The organism is Staphylococcus coagulans, assembly GCF_022557135.1.
Taxonomy (GTDB): Bacteria; Bacillota; Bacilli; order Staphylococcales; family Staphylococcaceae; genus Staphylococcus; species Staphylococcus coagulans.
In genome coordinates, this window is record NZ_CP092966.1 from 1,773,374 (window position 1) to 1,790,456 (window position 17,083).

At 35.4% G+C, this 17,083-nt stretch carries 19 protein-coding genes; 6 read left to right on the top strand and 13 right to left on the bottom strand.

Annotated elements, in window-relative coordinates; translation table 11 throughout:
- Positions 1-129: 129 nt before the first annotated feature.
- The 3 genes from KM149_RS08425 to KM149_RS08435 all read right to left on the bottom strand — a co-directional run bounded on the left by KM149_RS08425 (position 130) and on the right by KM149_RS08435 (position 1,788).
- Positions 130-876: a TrmH family RNA methyltransferase gene (locus KM149_RS08425; protein WP_182280509.1), complete on the bottom strand. Its 747-nt coding sequence runs from the start codon at positions 874-876 to the stop codon at positions 130-132.
- A 151-nt stretch (positions 877-1,027) separates the two neighbouring features.
- Positions 1,028-1,201 carry a 50S ribosomal protein L32 gene (rpmF, locus tag KM149_RS08430; protein ID WP_016424794.1) on the bottom strand — a complete coding sequence of 58 codons (174 nt, stop codon included), beginning with the start codon at positions 1,199-1,201 and terminating at the stop codon, positions 1,028-1,030.
- A 47-nt stretch (positions 1,202-1,248) separates the two neighbouring features.
- Positions 1,249-1,788: a YceD family protein gene (locus KM149_RS08435; RefSeq protein WP_016424793.1), complete on the bottom strand. Its 540-nt coding sequence runs from the start codon at positions 1,786-1,788 to the stop codon at positions 1,249-1,251.
- 126 nt (positions 1,789-1,914) lie between these two features.
- Here KM149_RS08435 and KM149_RS08440 point away from each other — a divergent pair, with 126 nt between their 5' ends.
- On the top strand, positions 1,915-3,048 hold the full coding sequence (locus KM149_RS08440) for a nucleotidyltransferase (protein WP_182280510.1): 1,134 nt from the start codon (positions 1,915-1,917) through the stop codon (positions 3,046-3,048).
- Between the two features lie 311 nt (positions 3,049-3,359).
- Here the strand turns inward: KM149_RS08440 and coaD are convergent, their stop codons facing one another.
- Both coaD and rsmD read right to left on the bottom strand, forming a co-directional pair.
- Positions 3,360-3,845, bottom strand: coding sequence for a pantetheine-phosphate adenylyltransferase (gene coaD, locus KM149_RS08445; protein ID WP_050345795.1), 486 nt, complete (start codon positions 3,843-3,845; stop codon positions 3,360-3,362).
- Positions 3,838-4,392, bottom strand: a complete 555-nt coding sequence (gene rsmD, locus KM149_RS08450; RefSeq protein ID WP_165545657.1) for a 16S rRNA (guanine(966)-N(2))-methyltransferase RsmD — start codon at positions 4,390-4,392, stop codon at positions 3,838-3,840. Before rsmD ends, coaD begins: the two co-directional genes overlap by 8 nt.
- A gap of 63 nt (positions 4,393-4,455) precedes the next feature.
- Between rsmD and KM149_RS08455 the strand changes: the two genes are divergently transcribed.
- Positions 4,456-4,845, top strand: coding sequence for a DUF7147 family protein (locus tag KM149_RS08455; protein ID WP_241415298.1), 390 nt, complete (start codon positions 4,456-4,458; stop codon positions 4,843-4,845).
- 2 nt (positions 4,846-4,847) lie between these two features.
- On the opposite strand, the gene KM149_RS08460 is transcribed toward KM149_RS08455, so the two are convergent.
- Complete coding sequence (locus tag KM149_RS08460) at positions 4,848-5,093, bottom strand: YlbG family protein (protein WP_182280511.1); 246 nt, start codon at positions 5,091-5,093, stop codon at positions 4,848-4,850.
- 96 nt (positions 5,094-5,189) lie between these two features.
- Here KM149_RS08460 and KM149_RS08465 point away from each other — a divergent pair, with 96 nt between their 5' ends.
- Positions 5,190-6,143: a lysophosphatidylglycerol phospholipase D gene (locus tag KM149_RS08465; RefSeq protein WP_241415299.1), complete on the top strand. Its 954-nt coding sequence runs from the start codon at positions 5,190-5,192 to the stop codon at positions 6,141-6,143.
- 105 nt (positions 6,144-6,248) lie between these two features.
- On the opposite strand, the gene KM149_RS08470 is transcribed toward KM149_RS08465, so the two are convergent.
- The 4 genes from KM149_RS08470 to cyoE form a co-directional block, all read right to left on the bottom strand.
- Entirely contained in the window at positions 6,249-6,692 is a 444-nt protein-coding gene (locus KM149_RS08470) for a YlbF/YmcA family competence regulator (protein ID WP_241415592.1), read from the bottom strand.
- Positions 6,682-7,752, bottom strand: coding sequence for a CAP domain-containing protein (locus KM149_RS08475; protein WP_241415300.1), 1,071 nt, complete (start codon positions 7,750-7,752; stop codon positions 6,682-6,684). The genes KM149_RS08470 and KM149_RS08475 overlap by 11 nt, the downstream gene beginning before the upstream one ends.
- Before the next feature lie 528 nt (positions 7,753-8,280).
- Complete coding sequence (locus KM149_RS08480; protein WP_050331335.1) at positions 8,281-8,742, bottom strand: DUF420 domain-containing protein; 462 nt, start codon at positions 8,740-8,742, stop codon at positions 8,281-8,283.
- Positions 8,743-8,769: 27 nt separating this feature from the next.
- Positions 8,770-9,681: a heme o synthase gene (gene cyoE / locus KM149_RS08485; protein WP_060830082.1), complete on the bottom strand. Its 912-nt coding sequence runs from the start codon at positions 9,679-9,681 to the stop codon at positions 8,770-8,772.
- 215 nt (positions 9,682-9,896) lie between these two features.
- Between cyoE and KM149_RS08490 the strand changes: the two genes are divergently transcribed.
- Positions 9,897-10,805, top strand: coding sequence for a COX15/CtaA family protein (locus KM149_RS08490; protein WP_050345800.1), 909 nt, complete (start codon positions 9,897-9,899; stop codon positions 10,803-10,805).
- A 104-nt stretch (positions 10,806-10,909) separates the two neighbouring features.
- Here KM149_RS08490 and KM149_RS08495 read toward each other — a convergent pair whose 3' ends face one another.
- The 3 genes from KM149_RS08495 to KM149_RS08505 form a co-directional block, all read right to left on the bottom strand.
- Positions 10,910-14,359: a pyruvate carboxylase gene (locus tag KM149_RS08495; RefSeq protein ID WP_241415301.1), complete on the bottom strand. Its 3,450-nt coding sequence runs from the start codon at positions 14,357-14,359 to the stop codon at positions 10,910-10,912.
- Positions 14,360-14,705: 346 nt separating this feature from the next.
- Positions 14,706-15,926, bottom strand: a complete 1,221-nt coding sequence (ftsW, locus tag KM149_RS08500) for a cell division peptidoglycan polymerase FtsW (protein ID WP_050331339.1) — start codon at positions 15,924-15,926, stop codon at positions 14,706-14,708.
- Positions 15,927-15,996: 70 nt separating this feature from the next.
- Entirely contained in the window at positions 15,997-16,272 is a 276-nt protein-coding gene (locus tag KM149_RS08505) for an Fpa/YlaN family protein (RefSeq protein WP_050345802.1), read from the bottom strand.
- Between the two features lie 135 nt (positions 16,273-16,407).
- Here KM149_RS08505 and KM149_RS08510 point away from each other — a divergent pair, with 135 nt between their 5' ends.
- Positions 16,408-16,890 carry a hypothetical protein gene (locus KM149_RS08510; protein ID WP_050345803.1) on the top strand — a complete coding sequence of 161 codons (483 nt, stop codon included), beginning with the start codon at positions 16,408-16,410 and terminating at the stop codon, positions 16,888-16,890.
- 1 nt (position 16,891) lies between these two features.
- A complete protein-coding gene (locus KM149_RS08515; RefSeq protein WP_050332208.1) occupies positions 16,892-17,077 on the top strand; it encodes a DUF2197 domain-containing protein in 186 nt (61 codons plus the stop codon).
- Positions 17,078-17,083: the final 6 nt, after the last annotated feature.

Sequence of the window (17,083 nt, forward strand, 5' to 3'; positions counted from 1 at the left end):
TCAGTTAATGTCATACTTCCCTAGGCAACTTCTTTAATAGTTTACGTCTTTTTGTTCGCAATTGTTGAATTGTTAATACGTTTATTATATACATGCAGTTAGAAAGGGTCAACCCAGATTCGTTCTCTTTTATCCTTTCAAATAAAACATTAAAACCCCTGCAGCGACTGCTACATTTAAACTTTCAGCTTGTCCATAAATTGGGATGGTTAAATTTTGAGTCGTGTGTTGCAATAATTCAGGTGCAACCCCTTGTCCTTCGTTTCCAACAATTAATCCGAAGCGAGATTGGCGTGAAGCCACTTGATGATAAACTGTTGCTTCTTCAAGTGCCGTTCCATAGATCGGGCCATCGAAGTGAGTGATAAAATCTAAAACATTATCGACAACTTGGATAGGAATATGAAAAACACTTCCTTGACTCGCACGCAAAACCTTATCTTGATAAACATCTGCAGTCCCTTTAGTGAGTATCACTAAATCTAAGCCTGCAGCATCCGCTGTTCGAATAAGCGTCCCTAAATTCCCTGGATCTTGGATACGATCTAAAATAAGCACTTGCTGTGCTTGCTTGGTATTCACTTCAGACTTTTCTATTACTGCGAAAACGCCCTGTGGGGTCATCGTACCCGACAAACTCTCAGCAACTTTTTGAGTGATTTCATACGCTTCTTCAGTATGTTGAATCATCTCTTGGTCGACCCGTTGTGGTTCAATCATAAATAATTGCTTGATTTTAATGCCACTTTGATAAGCGGCCTCAATTAAATGTGGTCCTTCTATAATCGCTAAACCTTGTTTATCCCGTTCTCTCTTCTTTTTTAACTTATTAAAATTTTTGATTTTTGCATTTTGTATAGATGTGATTTGTTCCATAATAACCTCTTTTCACTTCCGCCTATGCTGTATATGTGGCAACTGTCTCAATTTTGGTTAAAGTATATTATAATATCCAGAAAAATAAGGCTGGAACAGCAATAGTTCCAGCCTTATTTTAACTTAATATTATTAAACTGTAAAAAGTCTATTATTTAGAAACGACTTCTTCACCTTTGTATGAACCACAGCTTGGGCATACACGGTGAGCTAATTTAAATTCACCACAGTTTCCGCACTCTTGAAAACCAGGTACTGCTAATTTAATGTGAGTACGACGTTTGTTTTTTCTTGTTTTAGAAGTTCTTCTTTTTGGTACTGCCATGATTAATCCTCCCTTTTATTCGATTAGACGCATGTATTTCAAAAAGCTTAGCGTGCATGGTTACGATCATCGTATAATTGTTGTAATTTCTGAAGCCTTGGATCGACATTTACTTTTGATTCATCATGAGATGGGTCATTATGCAAATCATCTTCGTCAATAACTTCCCAACCTTGACCACCAGTCAGCATGTCTTCGCTATCATCAGCAACAACGCGCATTGGCTTTTCAAGCATTACGATTTCCTCGGCGATATCTCGGAGGTTAATCATGCCATCCGTTGCAAGATGATAATGCTCATCGTCCTCATCTTCATACAAACCATCTAAGTCAAACACTTCTGTTGTTGATGCATCTAATGGAACATCCACGGGGACTAATGTTCGCGCGCATGCCATAGTATAATTCCCAGTTAAATGCATTTGAGCAACTACTTCGTTGGATTTAACGGTAAGCTCCCCTTCTATTTGAATAGGAGATAAGTCCAAAATATCTAATTTTTGAACAAGGTCGTTAAATGTCACGGTTTGACTAAATTTAAAAGGTTGTCCTTGGTATTTTCTTAATTGTGTTATTGACCATTTCATATGGCTTCACCTCTAACAAGCACAAAATTTATTTTAACTTTTGAATCTTAAGTTGTCAAGATTTTTTCTTAACATCTTATGTTCTGATACAATATTTATAATGAAACACGAAAGGACAGAATGCAAATGAAAAGCGTCGCCATGATTACAGAATATAATCCATTCCACAACGGGCATCTCTACCATGCAACTCAAAGTCAACGAGAGGCTAATGCTGATGTCGCTATCGCTATTATGAGCGGTCAATTTATGATGCGTGGCATGCCTGCTATATTTAATAAATTTAAACGTGCACGAATGGCTACAGTGGCTTGTGATATTGTTGTAGAATTGCCTTTACTCGGATCACTTTCATCTAGCGATATTTTTGCTGAAATGGGAATCAAAGTAGCTTCGTATATGCAAGCAGATGTACTCAGTTTTGGTAGCGAAAGTGGTGATAGGATTCAGTTGAAACAAACTGCAGAGCAATTGCTTGAACTAGAAGAGACAGACGCTTTTAAACGTGAAGTTAAATCTGGTAAAAGCTATGCACGCATCGCAGGTGAAATTTTACATACCGACATTTTAGCAGAACCTAATAATGTACTTGCAATCGCTTACATTAAAAATATATTGCGCCATAACCCAAAACTTCAGCCGATGACTATAAGTCGAGCGCACACGCACCACCACGATGACCAATTTCAACATGACTCCCTAGCAAGTGGTACCGCTATTCGCAAAAGTTTATGCGGTAAAGATGATGTTTGGAAAACGATGGTTCCTAAACAAAATGTTCAACTCATGACGCAACCCTATTGCGACTCAGAACGGTTATTTCAATTGATTAAATTGTCAATATTACAACAATCTCCTTCAAGTTTAAAAAGTATTTATACGATGAGCGAAGGGTTTGAGAATAGATTACATAAAGTTATTACTAAAGTTTCAAACTATGATGAATTGATGACAGCACTAAAAACAAAACGCTATACTTATACACACATTCAACGCATTTTGATGAATATTTTACTTAACTTTCAATATAGCGATGTCAATAAGCAACTCCCCGGTGTGAGAATACTGGCAATGTCTCAAAAGGGCCAACAATATTTAAAACATTTAAAATCGATTGCACCCGAAAAACAATTCATTACTAATGTCAATCGTGAAAATGCTCCCCTTTTCAAACATGAAATTAAAGCAACAGAGATATACAATTTATTAACAGATGAAACCATGAATGATTTCAACACACCTGTTTATATCGCACAATAAAGTTTTACAGCTGCAAAGTGCAATAGAAACTCTTTTTTTACAAATAACTATCATAAATAAAAAGAAAACGTTTTGAATAGCTGGCACCATCGGTTCACTCCAACTCAAAACGTTTTCCAGTTTGTTATTAAATTTGTTTTTCAAGGTTGTACTGAGAAAATCAATTTTTCACCGTAAACATTATAAGAACAGATGCTTACGTTGAACAGTACACCATTGAACGCAATTGACGTCATAGCGTTTTTAGCACTTCATTTTCAATTGATTGTATATCTTTTAATAAATGCTCATGGTTCGACGTTGGTTTTTGTCTATTTTCCAAACTTTTTTAATAAAGCTGCTTCAACGTGTTTTGGCACAAACTCTGAAATATCCGCGTCGTATTGTGCCACTTCTTTCACGACACTCGAACTTATAAAAGAATAATCCATAGAACTCATCATATACAATGTTTCGACTTTATCATTGAGTTTCTTATTCATTGAGGTGATTCTTAGTTCATATTCAAAATCACTGACCGCACGTAATCCTCTAATAATTGTCGTCGCACCAATTTCATCACAAAAATCAACAAGCAAACCACTAAATGAATGCACGTATACATTTGAAAGATGTTCTACAGACTTCTCAATGAGAGAAACACGTTCCTCATTTGTAAATGTCCCTTTTTTACTACTATTACGCAACACACAAACGTGTAATTCATCAAAACGGCCAGCACTTCTTTCTATGATGTCTAAATGGCCTTTCGTAATGGGGTCAAAACTTCCAGGAATGACTGCTTTTGTATTAACCATGGTTATTTTCTCCTCTTTTCAAAACACAAGTATCTGTCAAACCATAATGATAACGTTTAACTTCTTCAAATAGTGACGTATCAATTGATTCACGGTGACTATATTCACAAACAATCATACCATTTTGCTTTAATAAATTAAATTCATGAATTTTTTGAAGTGCTTGATCAATAAGCCCCTTTTCATAAGGAGGATCTAAAAAAATCACATCAAATTGAATTTCTCTTTTAGACAAAGCTTTCAAAGCGCGTTCTGCACTATTTTTGTAAACTTCTGCCTGTTGTGTTAAACCTAATTTGTTCAAATTTTGATGTATAATCTTTACCGCTCGGATGTTTTGATCAACAAAAATAACTTGATCCATACCACGAGAAAGTGCTTCTATCCCTAAACTACCACTTCCCGCAAACAAATCTAAACCTAAGCCGGATACTGAGTGAAGACTATTAAAGATTCCTTCCTTCACTTTATCCATCGTAGGCCGCGTATGACGCCCTTCCAATGTTTCTAAAGGCTTACTTTTATGTTTTCCTGCAATGACCCGCATTGATTCACACTTCCAATCTGATTTCATTTTTAATATACTTTGAATTATAAGGAGGATATCATCATGCAACAATCTTTTATCGTATTAGGACATGGTCTTACCGACCTTTATGAGTTTAAAACATTAATTCAATATAACTATAAGCCTATTAATCGTATTGTTTTCTTTCATACGCCTAAGTCAGAAAAACAATTAACATCTGTCGCTATGATTATGCAACCTACTGAGGGACGTAAATTTCAAGCAATATATATGATGTTAGATGCAGTACGTTACCCATACCCAGAGCGTAATAAAAAATATGAGCTGATACAATCATTTGCCAAACCCTATAATATTGAAATGGTAGGTATTGACGTGCATGCACCTGATGATTATCCTGAATTAGCATTATATTTTAATTATTTAAAAAGTGTGTTACGATTACAAAATTGGATTCCTCATTTAGAATGACATTATTCGTTCACTTCTTTTGAGTATTCTCTTTTTAAATATTTATAAGGCGAGCCAACAACTCGAGTCACATATTTTAGTTTCATTAATTTTGTCACAACTTCATCTACACGATCTTGGTTGACATACATAGAAACGTATTGTTCTTGCGGATTACTATAAATGATATGGCCATATTTTCTAATATGACGTTCATGTTTCATATTTTTTAAATAAATAATAATCTTTTCACGTTGTATGATATTCATATTTTCACCTCAATCTTTACAATAGTATCGTACCATGAGACTGGTCATCCGAAAAGGCGCTTTAAAGAATCTATCATTCGATGGGAGGAATGTGGAATGACGCAATCACGACGTTTGATTACTCGAACTCTATTAAGCATCACCTCGCTCATAGGCGGTGCCGCTTTTATTAAACATTATAAAAAAGGATCGATGCATCGACAAATCGCTGAATTTTTCCAGCATCCTGCCCCCTATATATTTAGCCATCGTGGCGGTATGGCAGAACGCCCTGAATCAACTATCCTTGCTTTCGATCATTCAGTTGAAATGAATCTAACAGGATTTGAAACAGATATTCGCATAACTAAAGATGAAAAAGTGATTGTATTTCATGATGCTGACGTTAACCGTACAACAAACGGTTCAGGTTACGTCCGTGACCATACTTTGGATGAATTAAAAGCGCTTGATGCAGGTTATCGTTTTAAAGATATGAATGGTAAAAGACCTTACCAAAATCATCCGGACGCAAAAATTATGACGATGGATGAACTCTTATCTCGCTATCCTGATCAATTAGTCAATATTGATATTAAAGATCAACCTCAAAGTTACGAGGGACAAATAGCTGCCCAACGTTTATATGAGACAATCAAGCGAAATCACGCAGAAAAACGTGTCTTAGTAACTAGCTTTTATAAAGTACAAATCGAACGTTTTTACGCCATCAGCCACGGTGAAATTGCACTTGGCGCAAGTCAAGCTGAGGTAACTGACGCAATTTTAAAATTATATTTAGGGCTACATGCATGGTATCGTGGACATGCACAAACGTTTCAAATGCCTACTTATTTTCATCGTATTCCACTCGTTCAGCCAAAATTGATCAACTGGCTCAACCAATCTCATATTATCCCTGGCTATTACGGGGTTAATAGTGTGGAGGCAATGCATGACCTTGTAGAACAAGGTGTGCATACGATTGTCACTGATCGTCCTACGATTGGACGTCAGTTTCTCACTGCTTATCGATCCAATATCCAGAATTCATCGCACACATCATCCTAACGCAAAAAGCCAATTTAAACATTTAGAAAAACAAATTTCTTAACATGCTTAAATTGGCTTTTTGCTATTGCTGATTATTTGATGCACTTTATACTTAACATCCACTTAAAGTTGTGGATGACATTGACAGCTTGCGCCTGTCGCACAACCGCCTGTAGTCAAAGCCTCAAATAGAGGTGTACCTGCATCAATCTTTACATTTTCTGAAACACTAGTTCCAATAATCGTTACGACTTCATCTAAGAGTTGCTGCAATTCTGTTTCACATCTTTTAAAATTAACAACATTTTCATGCATTTCATACGCTCTTTTGAGACGTCTTGTTTGTTTCATCACTTCTTCATAATCAGGATGATAGCGACCAAAACGTTGAACTTCATCATACTTCACTTTACTTTTTAAAAACTCTGCATAGAGGCTTTGTGCAATTTGATCGGATTCTAAAGATGATTTTGCCTTTTGGTAAGCATCGAAAGCTTCTGAAGCTTTAATTTTATCAGCCAATTCATCAGCTTGATCTAAAACTGCCATGAGCGCTTCATCGTACACTTTCTTCATCACCTTTCTCTAAAAATATTAATAAATAATATTGTTGTTCGACTTCGCCACCCATTTCTTGATATTTTTTACTTAACATCCGTGAGCGGTGAACATCTGAATTAATCCAACTATGAACGAGAGATGGAACATCATTGAAATTATAACCTACATTTTGCGATACGGATTGATAATGTAAATCTGTTTTGTTAACAAGGTCGTTTAAGTTACTTTCTGTAAATTCTGTATTAGCAACATCTCCAGAATTAAATAAATCAACAGTTGCAACATCTTCTAAAGTCTGATTCACTTTTAATGGTTGACGCCCATTTAGTTTACGAATTTCATTGGTTAGCTCATACAATGTCAATCGTTGGTTCACATTTTGATCTGAAGGCTTGTCTTTTGCGTCCTCCTTATCCACTTCTTTAGAGCTACTATTGTTTTGGGCATAAGGGTTGATATCTGCTAATGCTTCTTTGTCGAGATAACGAATACCGATAACTTTATTTCTTTGTTGATCAATAAAGACTTGCGCATAAATATTACCGAATTGGATAAGAGACTGCGTTTTAATGTCTTTATCAGATAATTCATAATGATAATTTTGATTTTTTACGGTAAATTCAGGCTCAGTGTTTATGGAATATGAATTAAATAGATTCGACGCTGTTTCATTGATTTTGATAGGACCTGTTTCATTTTGAGATTTCTCCCCCGTCACATAAACCGATTTCACTTTATTGTGTTTTGTTAAAAACAACATATAACGGTCGTTATCTTTAAAAACAAAACATTTATAATCTTTCTGATATGAATAGATGCGATCCGCGATACCGTATCGATCCATAACATGTTGAATCGGCTTACCCATTAAAGTTCCGACACCTCTCGTTAATTTTGGATTTTCACCTTCATTTTTTTTAATAAGCGGCGTCTTTTCTTTCTTTGTCGTTGTAGATTGATTCGGATTTTCTAGAACATCAAATTCTAACTTTGGCGAATAAAAAAGATACACTAAAAACCCTACTAACAATAAAACTGCAACTACTTTTAAAACTTTACTTTTCATTGTATCCTCCCTTCACCTATGCTTGTCGTCTATATAACGAACTTTGTCATTTTGTATGATCTGTAATATTGGAAATACATATTTTCAATGCTACAATTATTAATTTGAACTATTAGGATTCAAAACAAATATATTAATGAGTTAAAAACGCCAATATTAAATGGATGTCTGTCACTCTCATCAAGTCGCTAGAGTCGTAAACTTTAATTGATTAACAAATGACATTACTATCACAAAATGCATATTGTAAAATCGTCGTGCTTTTTATACCATCATTTCAATGCCTTAGTCGTTTAAAAGACAATCGTATTTATTTTAACAAAACAATACCCTTTGTGAGAAAAAATTAACCCCAAATCCATTCCATCATTTAACACGCGTGTCTCAAATTTCAAAAATGTCTAAAACGCCATAGTCGAAAAATAAGCTAAAAAGAGCGGAACAGAAATCTAAAGTCACAAAGTAGATTTCGATGCTCCGCTCTTCTAAAATAATGCGATTGGTCTTAAAGAGGCTCAATCAAAATATTTAAAGCCCAAATGTTGCTTTAATTAGAGAAGTTGTTTCTCCACCAGGATAAAGAACATATAAAAGAATATAAACAGCTACACCTGTAATAGCGGTAAAAAACCAAACTACCGATGCAATAGGCCCCACTTTTCTATGTACATTGTATTTGTCTCTTAATCCCGTAATAATTTGTACTAAACCTAACACACCACCAACTGTGGCAAGTGTAATATGAAATATTAGAAAAATCGTGTAATAAACTTTGACGGAAGCAGGCCCACCAAAAGCAGTGTTACCGATAAATATCGTACGACTCGCATAAATTAGAAAGAACGTCACTGCAAACACTGCTGCCCATAGCATTGTTTTTTTATGCTGCTCGATGCGACGTTTCCATATCAAGCGCCAACCTATCGCAACTAATATGGCACTGATAACAATACACGTCGTACTTATTGTAGGTAAAATAGGTACATTCATGATATTCATTCCTCACTCGTAATCTTTTTAAATCATTTTAATTAAAGAGATAACGACAACAAGAGCAAAAAACAGAACGAGGTAATTTAAAGAATAGATAAACATCTTTGTTGCCCATTTTGTTTGATTCGTTGACGTTTTAAAACTTGTCAATCCTAATAATATCCACCCGATATTCAATAATGATGCTAAGACAATAAATACACTACCTAATTCGTGCATTAAGAACGGAAGTGGCAAGAGTAAAACCAACCACAAAAACATACCTAAACGTGTACGCTTAAATCCTTTAACAGACGGCAACATAGGAACTTGAGCCATCGCATATTCATCTTTACGCTTAATTGCGAGTGCATAAAAATGAATAGGTTGCCAACAAAATACAACTAAAAATAATGCCCATGCCATCAAGCTAAGTTCGCCGTTGATTGCAACCCATCCAATTAAAGGTGGTACCGCTCCAGGGAAACTGCCAATGACAGTATTCCATGTTGTATGACGTTTTGACCATATAGAATAAAATGACACATAGCCGACAATACCTGTTAAACCAATCACGCCAGCCGGCATATTAATCATAAACAATAAGATTTCACCAACAATCATCATTCCAAAACTTAATAGAAGTAACTGACGGTTTGAAATACGATCGTTAACGGTCGGTCTATTTTGTTTACTTGGCATCACTTGGTCGATATCTTGGTCATAATAATTGTTAAGTGCACATGCGCCTCCCATTACGAGTGTTGACCCCAACATCATAATAATAATTTGCGGAATAGAAGCTAAAAACGCATGATGAGACATCACAATCGCTAACCAAGCACCCGCAAATGAAGGAATTAAGTTGCCTTGAACAAGACCTAACTTAATAATTTGTTTCAGTTCCTTATAAGTGATGCGGCCGGAAGTGTGTGATATAACTTCTGACTTTGCCATCAATCCCCCCCCTTTTTCAAATAACATATACACCAATGATATATGAAAGGCGTAAGAATGACCAGTTTAAATAAGAAAAATTTGTGACACTTTATCGACATTCTGAAAAACTTCACTCTAAAATCACATTTTTATGGAAGCTTTTTGATATAATGGCAGTAATGTAAATTAATAAAAATGATTTACTATTTTATGTAATAGTGGGGTGTTTGAGATTGTTTAATAAGCGAAACCTAAAGTGGCTAGCTGTCGTATCAACATTGATAATGACTTGGGTTCAACTTGGTGGTGCACTCGTTACAAAAACGGGCTCAGAAGATGGATGTGGATCTGACTGGCCACTATGCCATGGTGCTTTCTTGCCCCAAAATCTACCTATAGATACCATCATTGAATTGAGTCACAGAGCAGTATCTGGTTTATCAGTGATATTTGTAACATGGCTCGTCATTACCGCTTGGAAAAATATCGGTCATATTAAAGAGGTAAAACCTTTAAGTCTTATTAGTATCGGTTTCTTACTTATTCAAGCTTTGGTAGGGGCTGCTGCTGTCGTTTGGCAACAAAATGATTATGTTTTAGCACTACATTTTGGTATTTCGTTAATTAGTTTTTCATCAGTCTTTGTTTTAACATTAATTATTTTTGATTTAGACCAAAAATATGAAGCGAATAAGGTACATATTAAAAAACCACTTCAAGTATACACTTGGGTGATGACTATCATTATTTATTTAACCATTTATACAGGTGCACTTGTACGACACACGGATTCTAGTCTTGCATACGGTTCATGGCCTATACCATTTAATGATATTGTCCCACATGATGTACATGATTGGGTACAACTCGCTCATAGATTTATGGCACTGATTGCCTTTATCGCAGTCCTTGTTGCTTACATTCATGCGGTCAAATATTATCCGAATATCCGAACAATCCAATACGGGTACACTGCAAGTTTTATACTGATTATTTTACAAGTAACAACTGGGGCATTATCTATCGTTACAAACGTTAATTTAATCATTGCATTATTCCACGCCTTATTTATCACGTTGCTCTTTGGACTAATCAGTTATTTCCTTCTACTTATATTGCGGTCAAATCGCGGAGAACAATAGCACAATTTGCATCTAATCATTTTATTTAACATAAAAGCTAATTCCCTTTTTAAAAGTTGGGAATTAGCTTTTTTATTGTAGAAATCGCTACAACTCGAAATATTTTATGATTCTGCTTCTATCTCAATAAGTAAGTCTTGAGATTCAATACTGTCATTAGCTGAAACATGAACTTTTTTGATTGTTCCTTTAAAAGGTGCTTGTATAGTAGTTTCCATTTTCATAGCTTCACTAATAATCAATGACTGTCCTGCCTCAACTTGCTCACCTTCAGCTACTTTAACTTCTATAATTGTCCCCGGCATCTGTGCACCAATATGTGATGAATCTGCTTTATCCGCTTTCGGTTTCGCTAGATGAGAAGCTTGAATGTTTTCATCTTTCACTTGAATACGACGCGCTTGTCCATTCATATCAAAGAAGACAGTTCGCACACCATTTTCATCAGGATTTGTAATTGTTTTAAGTTGGATAATTAAAATTTTACCTTTATCAATCTCAATTTCTATTTTTTCATTATCTCTCATGCCGAAGAAGAATGTTGGTGTATCTAAAATAGCAACATTACCAAACTGCTCATACGTTTTAACATATTGCTCGTACACTTTTGGATATAGCGCATAACTAATGAGATCTTGCTCTGTCACCTTTTCTTGTTGCTTTTCTTGCAATTCTTCACGGAGTGCATCAAAATCGATTGGCTCTAAATATTCACCAGGACGCTCAGTGAGTGGCGCTTGTCCTTTCAATATAACACGTTGCAAATCCTTATTGAAGCCATTAACAGGTTGCCCAATCTCACCTTTAAAAAATGACACAACAGATTCTGGAAAATCTAATTTATGCCCTTGAGAAACAACATCTTTTTCGTTCAACTCATTTTGAACCATATAAAGCGCCATGTCACCGACAACTTTTGAAGATGGCGTTACTTTAACAATATCACCAAATAAGAAATTCACGCGACGGTACATGTCTTTCACTTCACTAAAACGTTCACCTAAACCTAAGCTTTTAGCTTGTTGACGAAGATTTGAATATTGGCCACCTGGCATTTCATGTTGATAAATTTCCGTATGTGGCGATTTCATATCACTTTCAAAATCACTATAGTATGGACGTACTGCATCCCAATAATGAGAAAGTGTTTCATGACCTTCGATGTCCATACGAATCTTACGCTCAAAACCACTCATTGCGTAGTAAATTGAGTTACTACTTGGTTGACTCGTCAAACCTGACATCGCAGCAACCGCAGTATCAATAATATCTACGCCAGCATCAATAGCTTGCTTGTATGTTAAAATGCCGTTTCCACTTGTATCATGTGTATGCAAATGAATAGGAAGATTAACTGTTGCCTTCAGTTCACCAATTAATTCGTATGCAGCTCTCGGTTTTAATAAACCAGCCATATCTTTAATGGCTAACATATGGAAGCCTTCTCTTTCGAGTGTCTGTGCCATCTTCACATAATAATCTAACGTATAAACATTCGAACGTTCTGGGTTTAAAATATCGCCTGTATAACAGATCGTCCCTTCTGAAATTTTGCCTGCTTTTTGAACCGCTTCATTCGCAATTTTCATTTGCTCTACCCAGTTGAGTGAGTCAAATATTCTAAAGACATCAATACCCGCTGCAGCACTTTCATCAACAAACTTTTGAATGACATTGTCTGGATAATTTTTATATCCTACAGCATTTGACGCACGTAATAACATTTGAAATAGTACATTCGGTATCGCTTTTCTTAATTTATCTAAACGTTCCCACGGATTTTCTTTCAAAAAGTTATAGGCTACATCAAATGTAGCACCGCCCCACATTTCAAGTGAAAAATTGTCTTTCATCACATTGGCTGTTTCAGGCGCAATTTTCAAAAGATCATGTGTCCGCACGCGTGTCGCTAATAAAGATTGGTGCGCATCTCTAAACGTCGTATCTGTTAATAGGACTTCATCCTGCGCTTTAACCCAATCCGCAACAGCTTGGGGACCTTTCTCATCTAACAACTGTTTCGTCCCTCTTAACTGGGCAATTGCTTTCGTATCAGAAGTAGGAATATCAGGGTGTTCAAAATTTGGTTTTGGTCGTTTCTCTACATTCGGAAAACCATTTATTGTAACATTACCGATATATTCTAATGTTTTTGTACCTCTGTCGCGCGAAGGTTGAATCACAAATAGCTCTGGTGAAGCTTCAAGAAACTTCGTTGTGTAATCGCCAGATGCAAATTGGGCATGATTAATGACGTTACGCAAAAATGGGATATTCGTTTTTACACCCCTAATACGCATTTCTTGTAATGAGCGCTCCATCTTTTCTCGTGCTTCCTTATAACTGATGGCGTGTGTTGATACTTTAACAAGCAATGAATCATAATAAGGTGAAATTTCTGCACCTTGGAATGCATCACCTGCATCTAAACGAACACCAAAACCACCACTTGAGCGATAAGCTACGATGCGACCCGTATCAGGCATAAAATCTTGAGTAGGATCTTCAGTCGTGATTCGACATTGTATTGCATAACCTAAAGTATGAATCTCATCTTGGCGGGGCATTGCAATCGCTTCATCATGTAGAGACTCACCGTCAGCAATCAAAATTTGTGTTTTAACAATATCAACACCTGTAATCATTTCAGTAATCGTATGCTCAACTTGAACGCGTGGGTTTACTTCTATAAAGTAAAAATCGTCACCAGAAACTAAAAATTCAACGGTTCCTGCGTTGACATATTTAATCTTTTTCATTAAATCGACTGCCGCATCACAAATACGCATTCTTAATGACGTCGATAAACTTACAGAAGGTGCCACCTCTACCACTTTTTGATGACGACGTTGGACTGAGCAGTCTCTTTCATATAAATGAATGATATTGCCTGCTTCATCACCAATGATTTGTACTTCAATGTGTTTTGGATTATCAATAAATTTTTCAATGTAAACTTCACTATTACCAAATGACTTTTCTGCTTCGGACTTGGCACGTGTAAAGGATTCTTCAAGTTCTGATGCTTCTTTTACAATTCTCATCCCTTTACCGCCACCACCGCTTGTCGCTTTAATCATTAACGGGAAGCCTGCTTCTTCCGCAAATGCTTTAGCTCGTTCAAAATTATCAACCGGGCCATCTGTTCCCGGTATCACGGGTAGCTCTGCTTTAATGGCTGTTTCACGGGCTTTGACTTTGTCACCAAACATATCTAAATGTTCGAGGTGCGGTCCAATGAAGATAATATCTTCTTCAGCACATCGTTTTGCAAAATGCATATTTTCACTTAGGAAGCCATAACCCGGATGAATAGCATCAACATCTGCATCTTTTGCCACTTTAATGATGCGTTCAATATTTAAATAACTTTCTGATGGCCCAAGATCTTCGCCAACTAAATACGATTCGTCTGCTTTGTATCTATGTAATGAACTCATGTCTTCTTTTGAATATATTGCAACCGTCTGAATGCCTAACTCTGTCGCCGCTCGGAAAATACGAATAGCAATTTCACCACGATTAGCTACTAATAGCTTATTGATGCGTTTCATTTTATAAGCCTCCTAAATAGTTCGAAAATTCGAAAAATACAATATTAATTATAACAAAAATAGCTCAGTATTTTAAAGTGTCAAGTTTAAAAATCATTTGTATTTTAAAATCAACTATCAAAATTACGATAAATAAAACTTATCATTTACAATAATTTATACAAATGGATAAAATCATTTTATCTGTTATCGTGATTGATGTCAAAAAGAAAAGTGATCTTTAATGGCGTTTGCCATTGTATAAAGCTATTTAAGATATAAAAAAAGTGCATAAAAACGATATTTAAAATTAAAATTTCGCTTTTATGCACACATGCTTTTAAATTTGTGAAGTTCTTTGAGATGGCTAGATTTTATTTTGTTTTTCATAATAACGTTGCTTTGCATCGTCGTATTTAATTTGTTTGGCAACAATTAAAAGTAATCCCATCGCAGCACTTAAGCTGAGCATAGATGAACCACCAAAACTAATAAATGGAAGTGGCACACCTGTTAATGGAATTAAGCCTGAGATACCGCCTAGATTAACAAATGATTGTAAGGCAATATAACTTGCAATACCTACACAAACTAACTTATAGAAATATGATTTTGTTAGTGATGCAAGCTCAAAAGCGCGATAAACGATAAAGAAAATCAAACCGATTACCAAAAACGCACCCACCAAACCAAGTTCTTCACATATAATAGCGAATATAAAATCGGTATGGGGTTCAGGTAAATAACCCAGTTTCATAATACTATTTCCAAGGCCTCGACCAAACAAGCCACCGTTACCTATTGCTAATAGTGAGTTAGAAAGATGGTAACCTATACCTGATTCATAGTTAAATGGATTTTCCAACGCGCTAAATCGTGCAGTCAAGTATGAAGGTAAAACATTAATTCTAAAAATAACAATAATGATAATGACTACAATTAATGCCCCTAAAGCGTATGAACCAATCTTAATTAGGTTTTTGACACCAATACCTGAATAAACGATAATACTAAAAAATATAGCACCAGTGAGTAACGTTTGACCTACGTCTTTTTGTAAAAGGACGAGACCTAAACAAAAACCTACAAATAGGATTGGCCATAAAATAACAGAAGGATTTCGCTGAATTTCGAAACGCTTTCTTTCTATAATATATGGAACATATAAAATAATTGCGATTTTTAATAACTCAGAAGCTTGTAAATTCATAAATCCTAAATTCAACCAACTTTTAGAACCGTTAATTTCAGATCCAAATGCAAGTGTCGCAAAAAGTAAGAATATAATCATCGCCATCATGCCGAGTTGTACATTACGTTTTTTTAAGATTTTAACATCCATAATGTAAGCCATGAAGAATACAATACTAAAACCCATCAATACGTAAATAATCTGTCTTGTATAAAAATATGTTCCAGCCACCGGTCTACCGCCTGTTAAAGTTCCTCGTGTCGCAGCTACCATACTTGCACTGTAAACCATTGTTAATCCAATAAAGCAGAGTACAAGATATGTAATTAATAATGGAAAATCGATATATTTAGAGGATCTCAAAATATATCGAAATAATCTTTTCATATTATTCATATGTTAATTCATCCAATTCATCGCACTTACGATGCGAAAAACGTGCTACACTTTGTACCGATAGCAAACGTTAGACACGTGTAAATGCTTCGTGTAATTTTGATAACTCTTTTTCTAAACGTAACATTAGCTTTTTGCCATCTTCTTCACTCACAAGGCCAAGATTGACTGCAAAATCAACTTCTTTTTGTAAGCCGTACATTTGTGTATCTAAAACTTCCTCATATAAAGGACATTGAGGTAATGTTAAATTATCTATTTGAACTTTAATTAGTTGCAAAATACGTTCTGCATCTTTATTCAACTGGTCATATGCAACATTGCTCATATGTTGTTGCTTACTCATGACAGCGTCCCCCCATAAATTTTCTTTTATAGTAAAAATTTTATCTTATCGGATATTAAAAAGCAAGTAAATTTAGTATGCCTCATTCCTAAGTATGATAAAATGAAATTAGCTAAATTGAGGGAGTGTTTAACAATGATTCAGATTAAAGGTGCTGTTAAATTTCCAATCACGCTTGATAGTACGACTTGGATTTTTGACGATCGAAAAGTAACATTAGAAGATTTAGAAAAAGGCGTCTTTGAAGGTCAAAAACCGATTCAATTTGATGATAATAGAGAATGGAATCGAGCTATATTAGAAGGCCAAACCAATCCACCTACACTAAACTCTGAGATTGATTATAAAAAGCGCGCTGTGTTACAAGGTTCATTTGCTATTAATATGACACCTTTTTTCAAAAATGCAGAGCCTCTTAAAGAGGCCACTATTATTCGTCTGTCTAATGCGGAATCTCATATCGATATCCCTTTTGAACTTCTACCTTATCTCTTTTTCCAATTTGCCAAAGAAGGCAAACGTTTATATGAAGATAATGGCATCGACAGCTTTGTTTACACAGTAGAAGATGGCTATCAATATGAATTCAAGCATGTGACTCATATCGAGGTGCGTTAATTTGTGGAAAGTAAAATGTGTGATATGTGATACTGAAGTTTTATTGGATGAGCACACACGTTTAGCAAAACGATTGAAAAACAATCCAATTAAAACATTTATGTGCGATGAATGTAAAAGTCGCTTAGATACACCTAAACAACGACCAATTTCATCACCTCACACGCAATCTTATCATTCGAAATAAAAACAA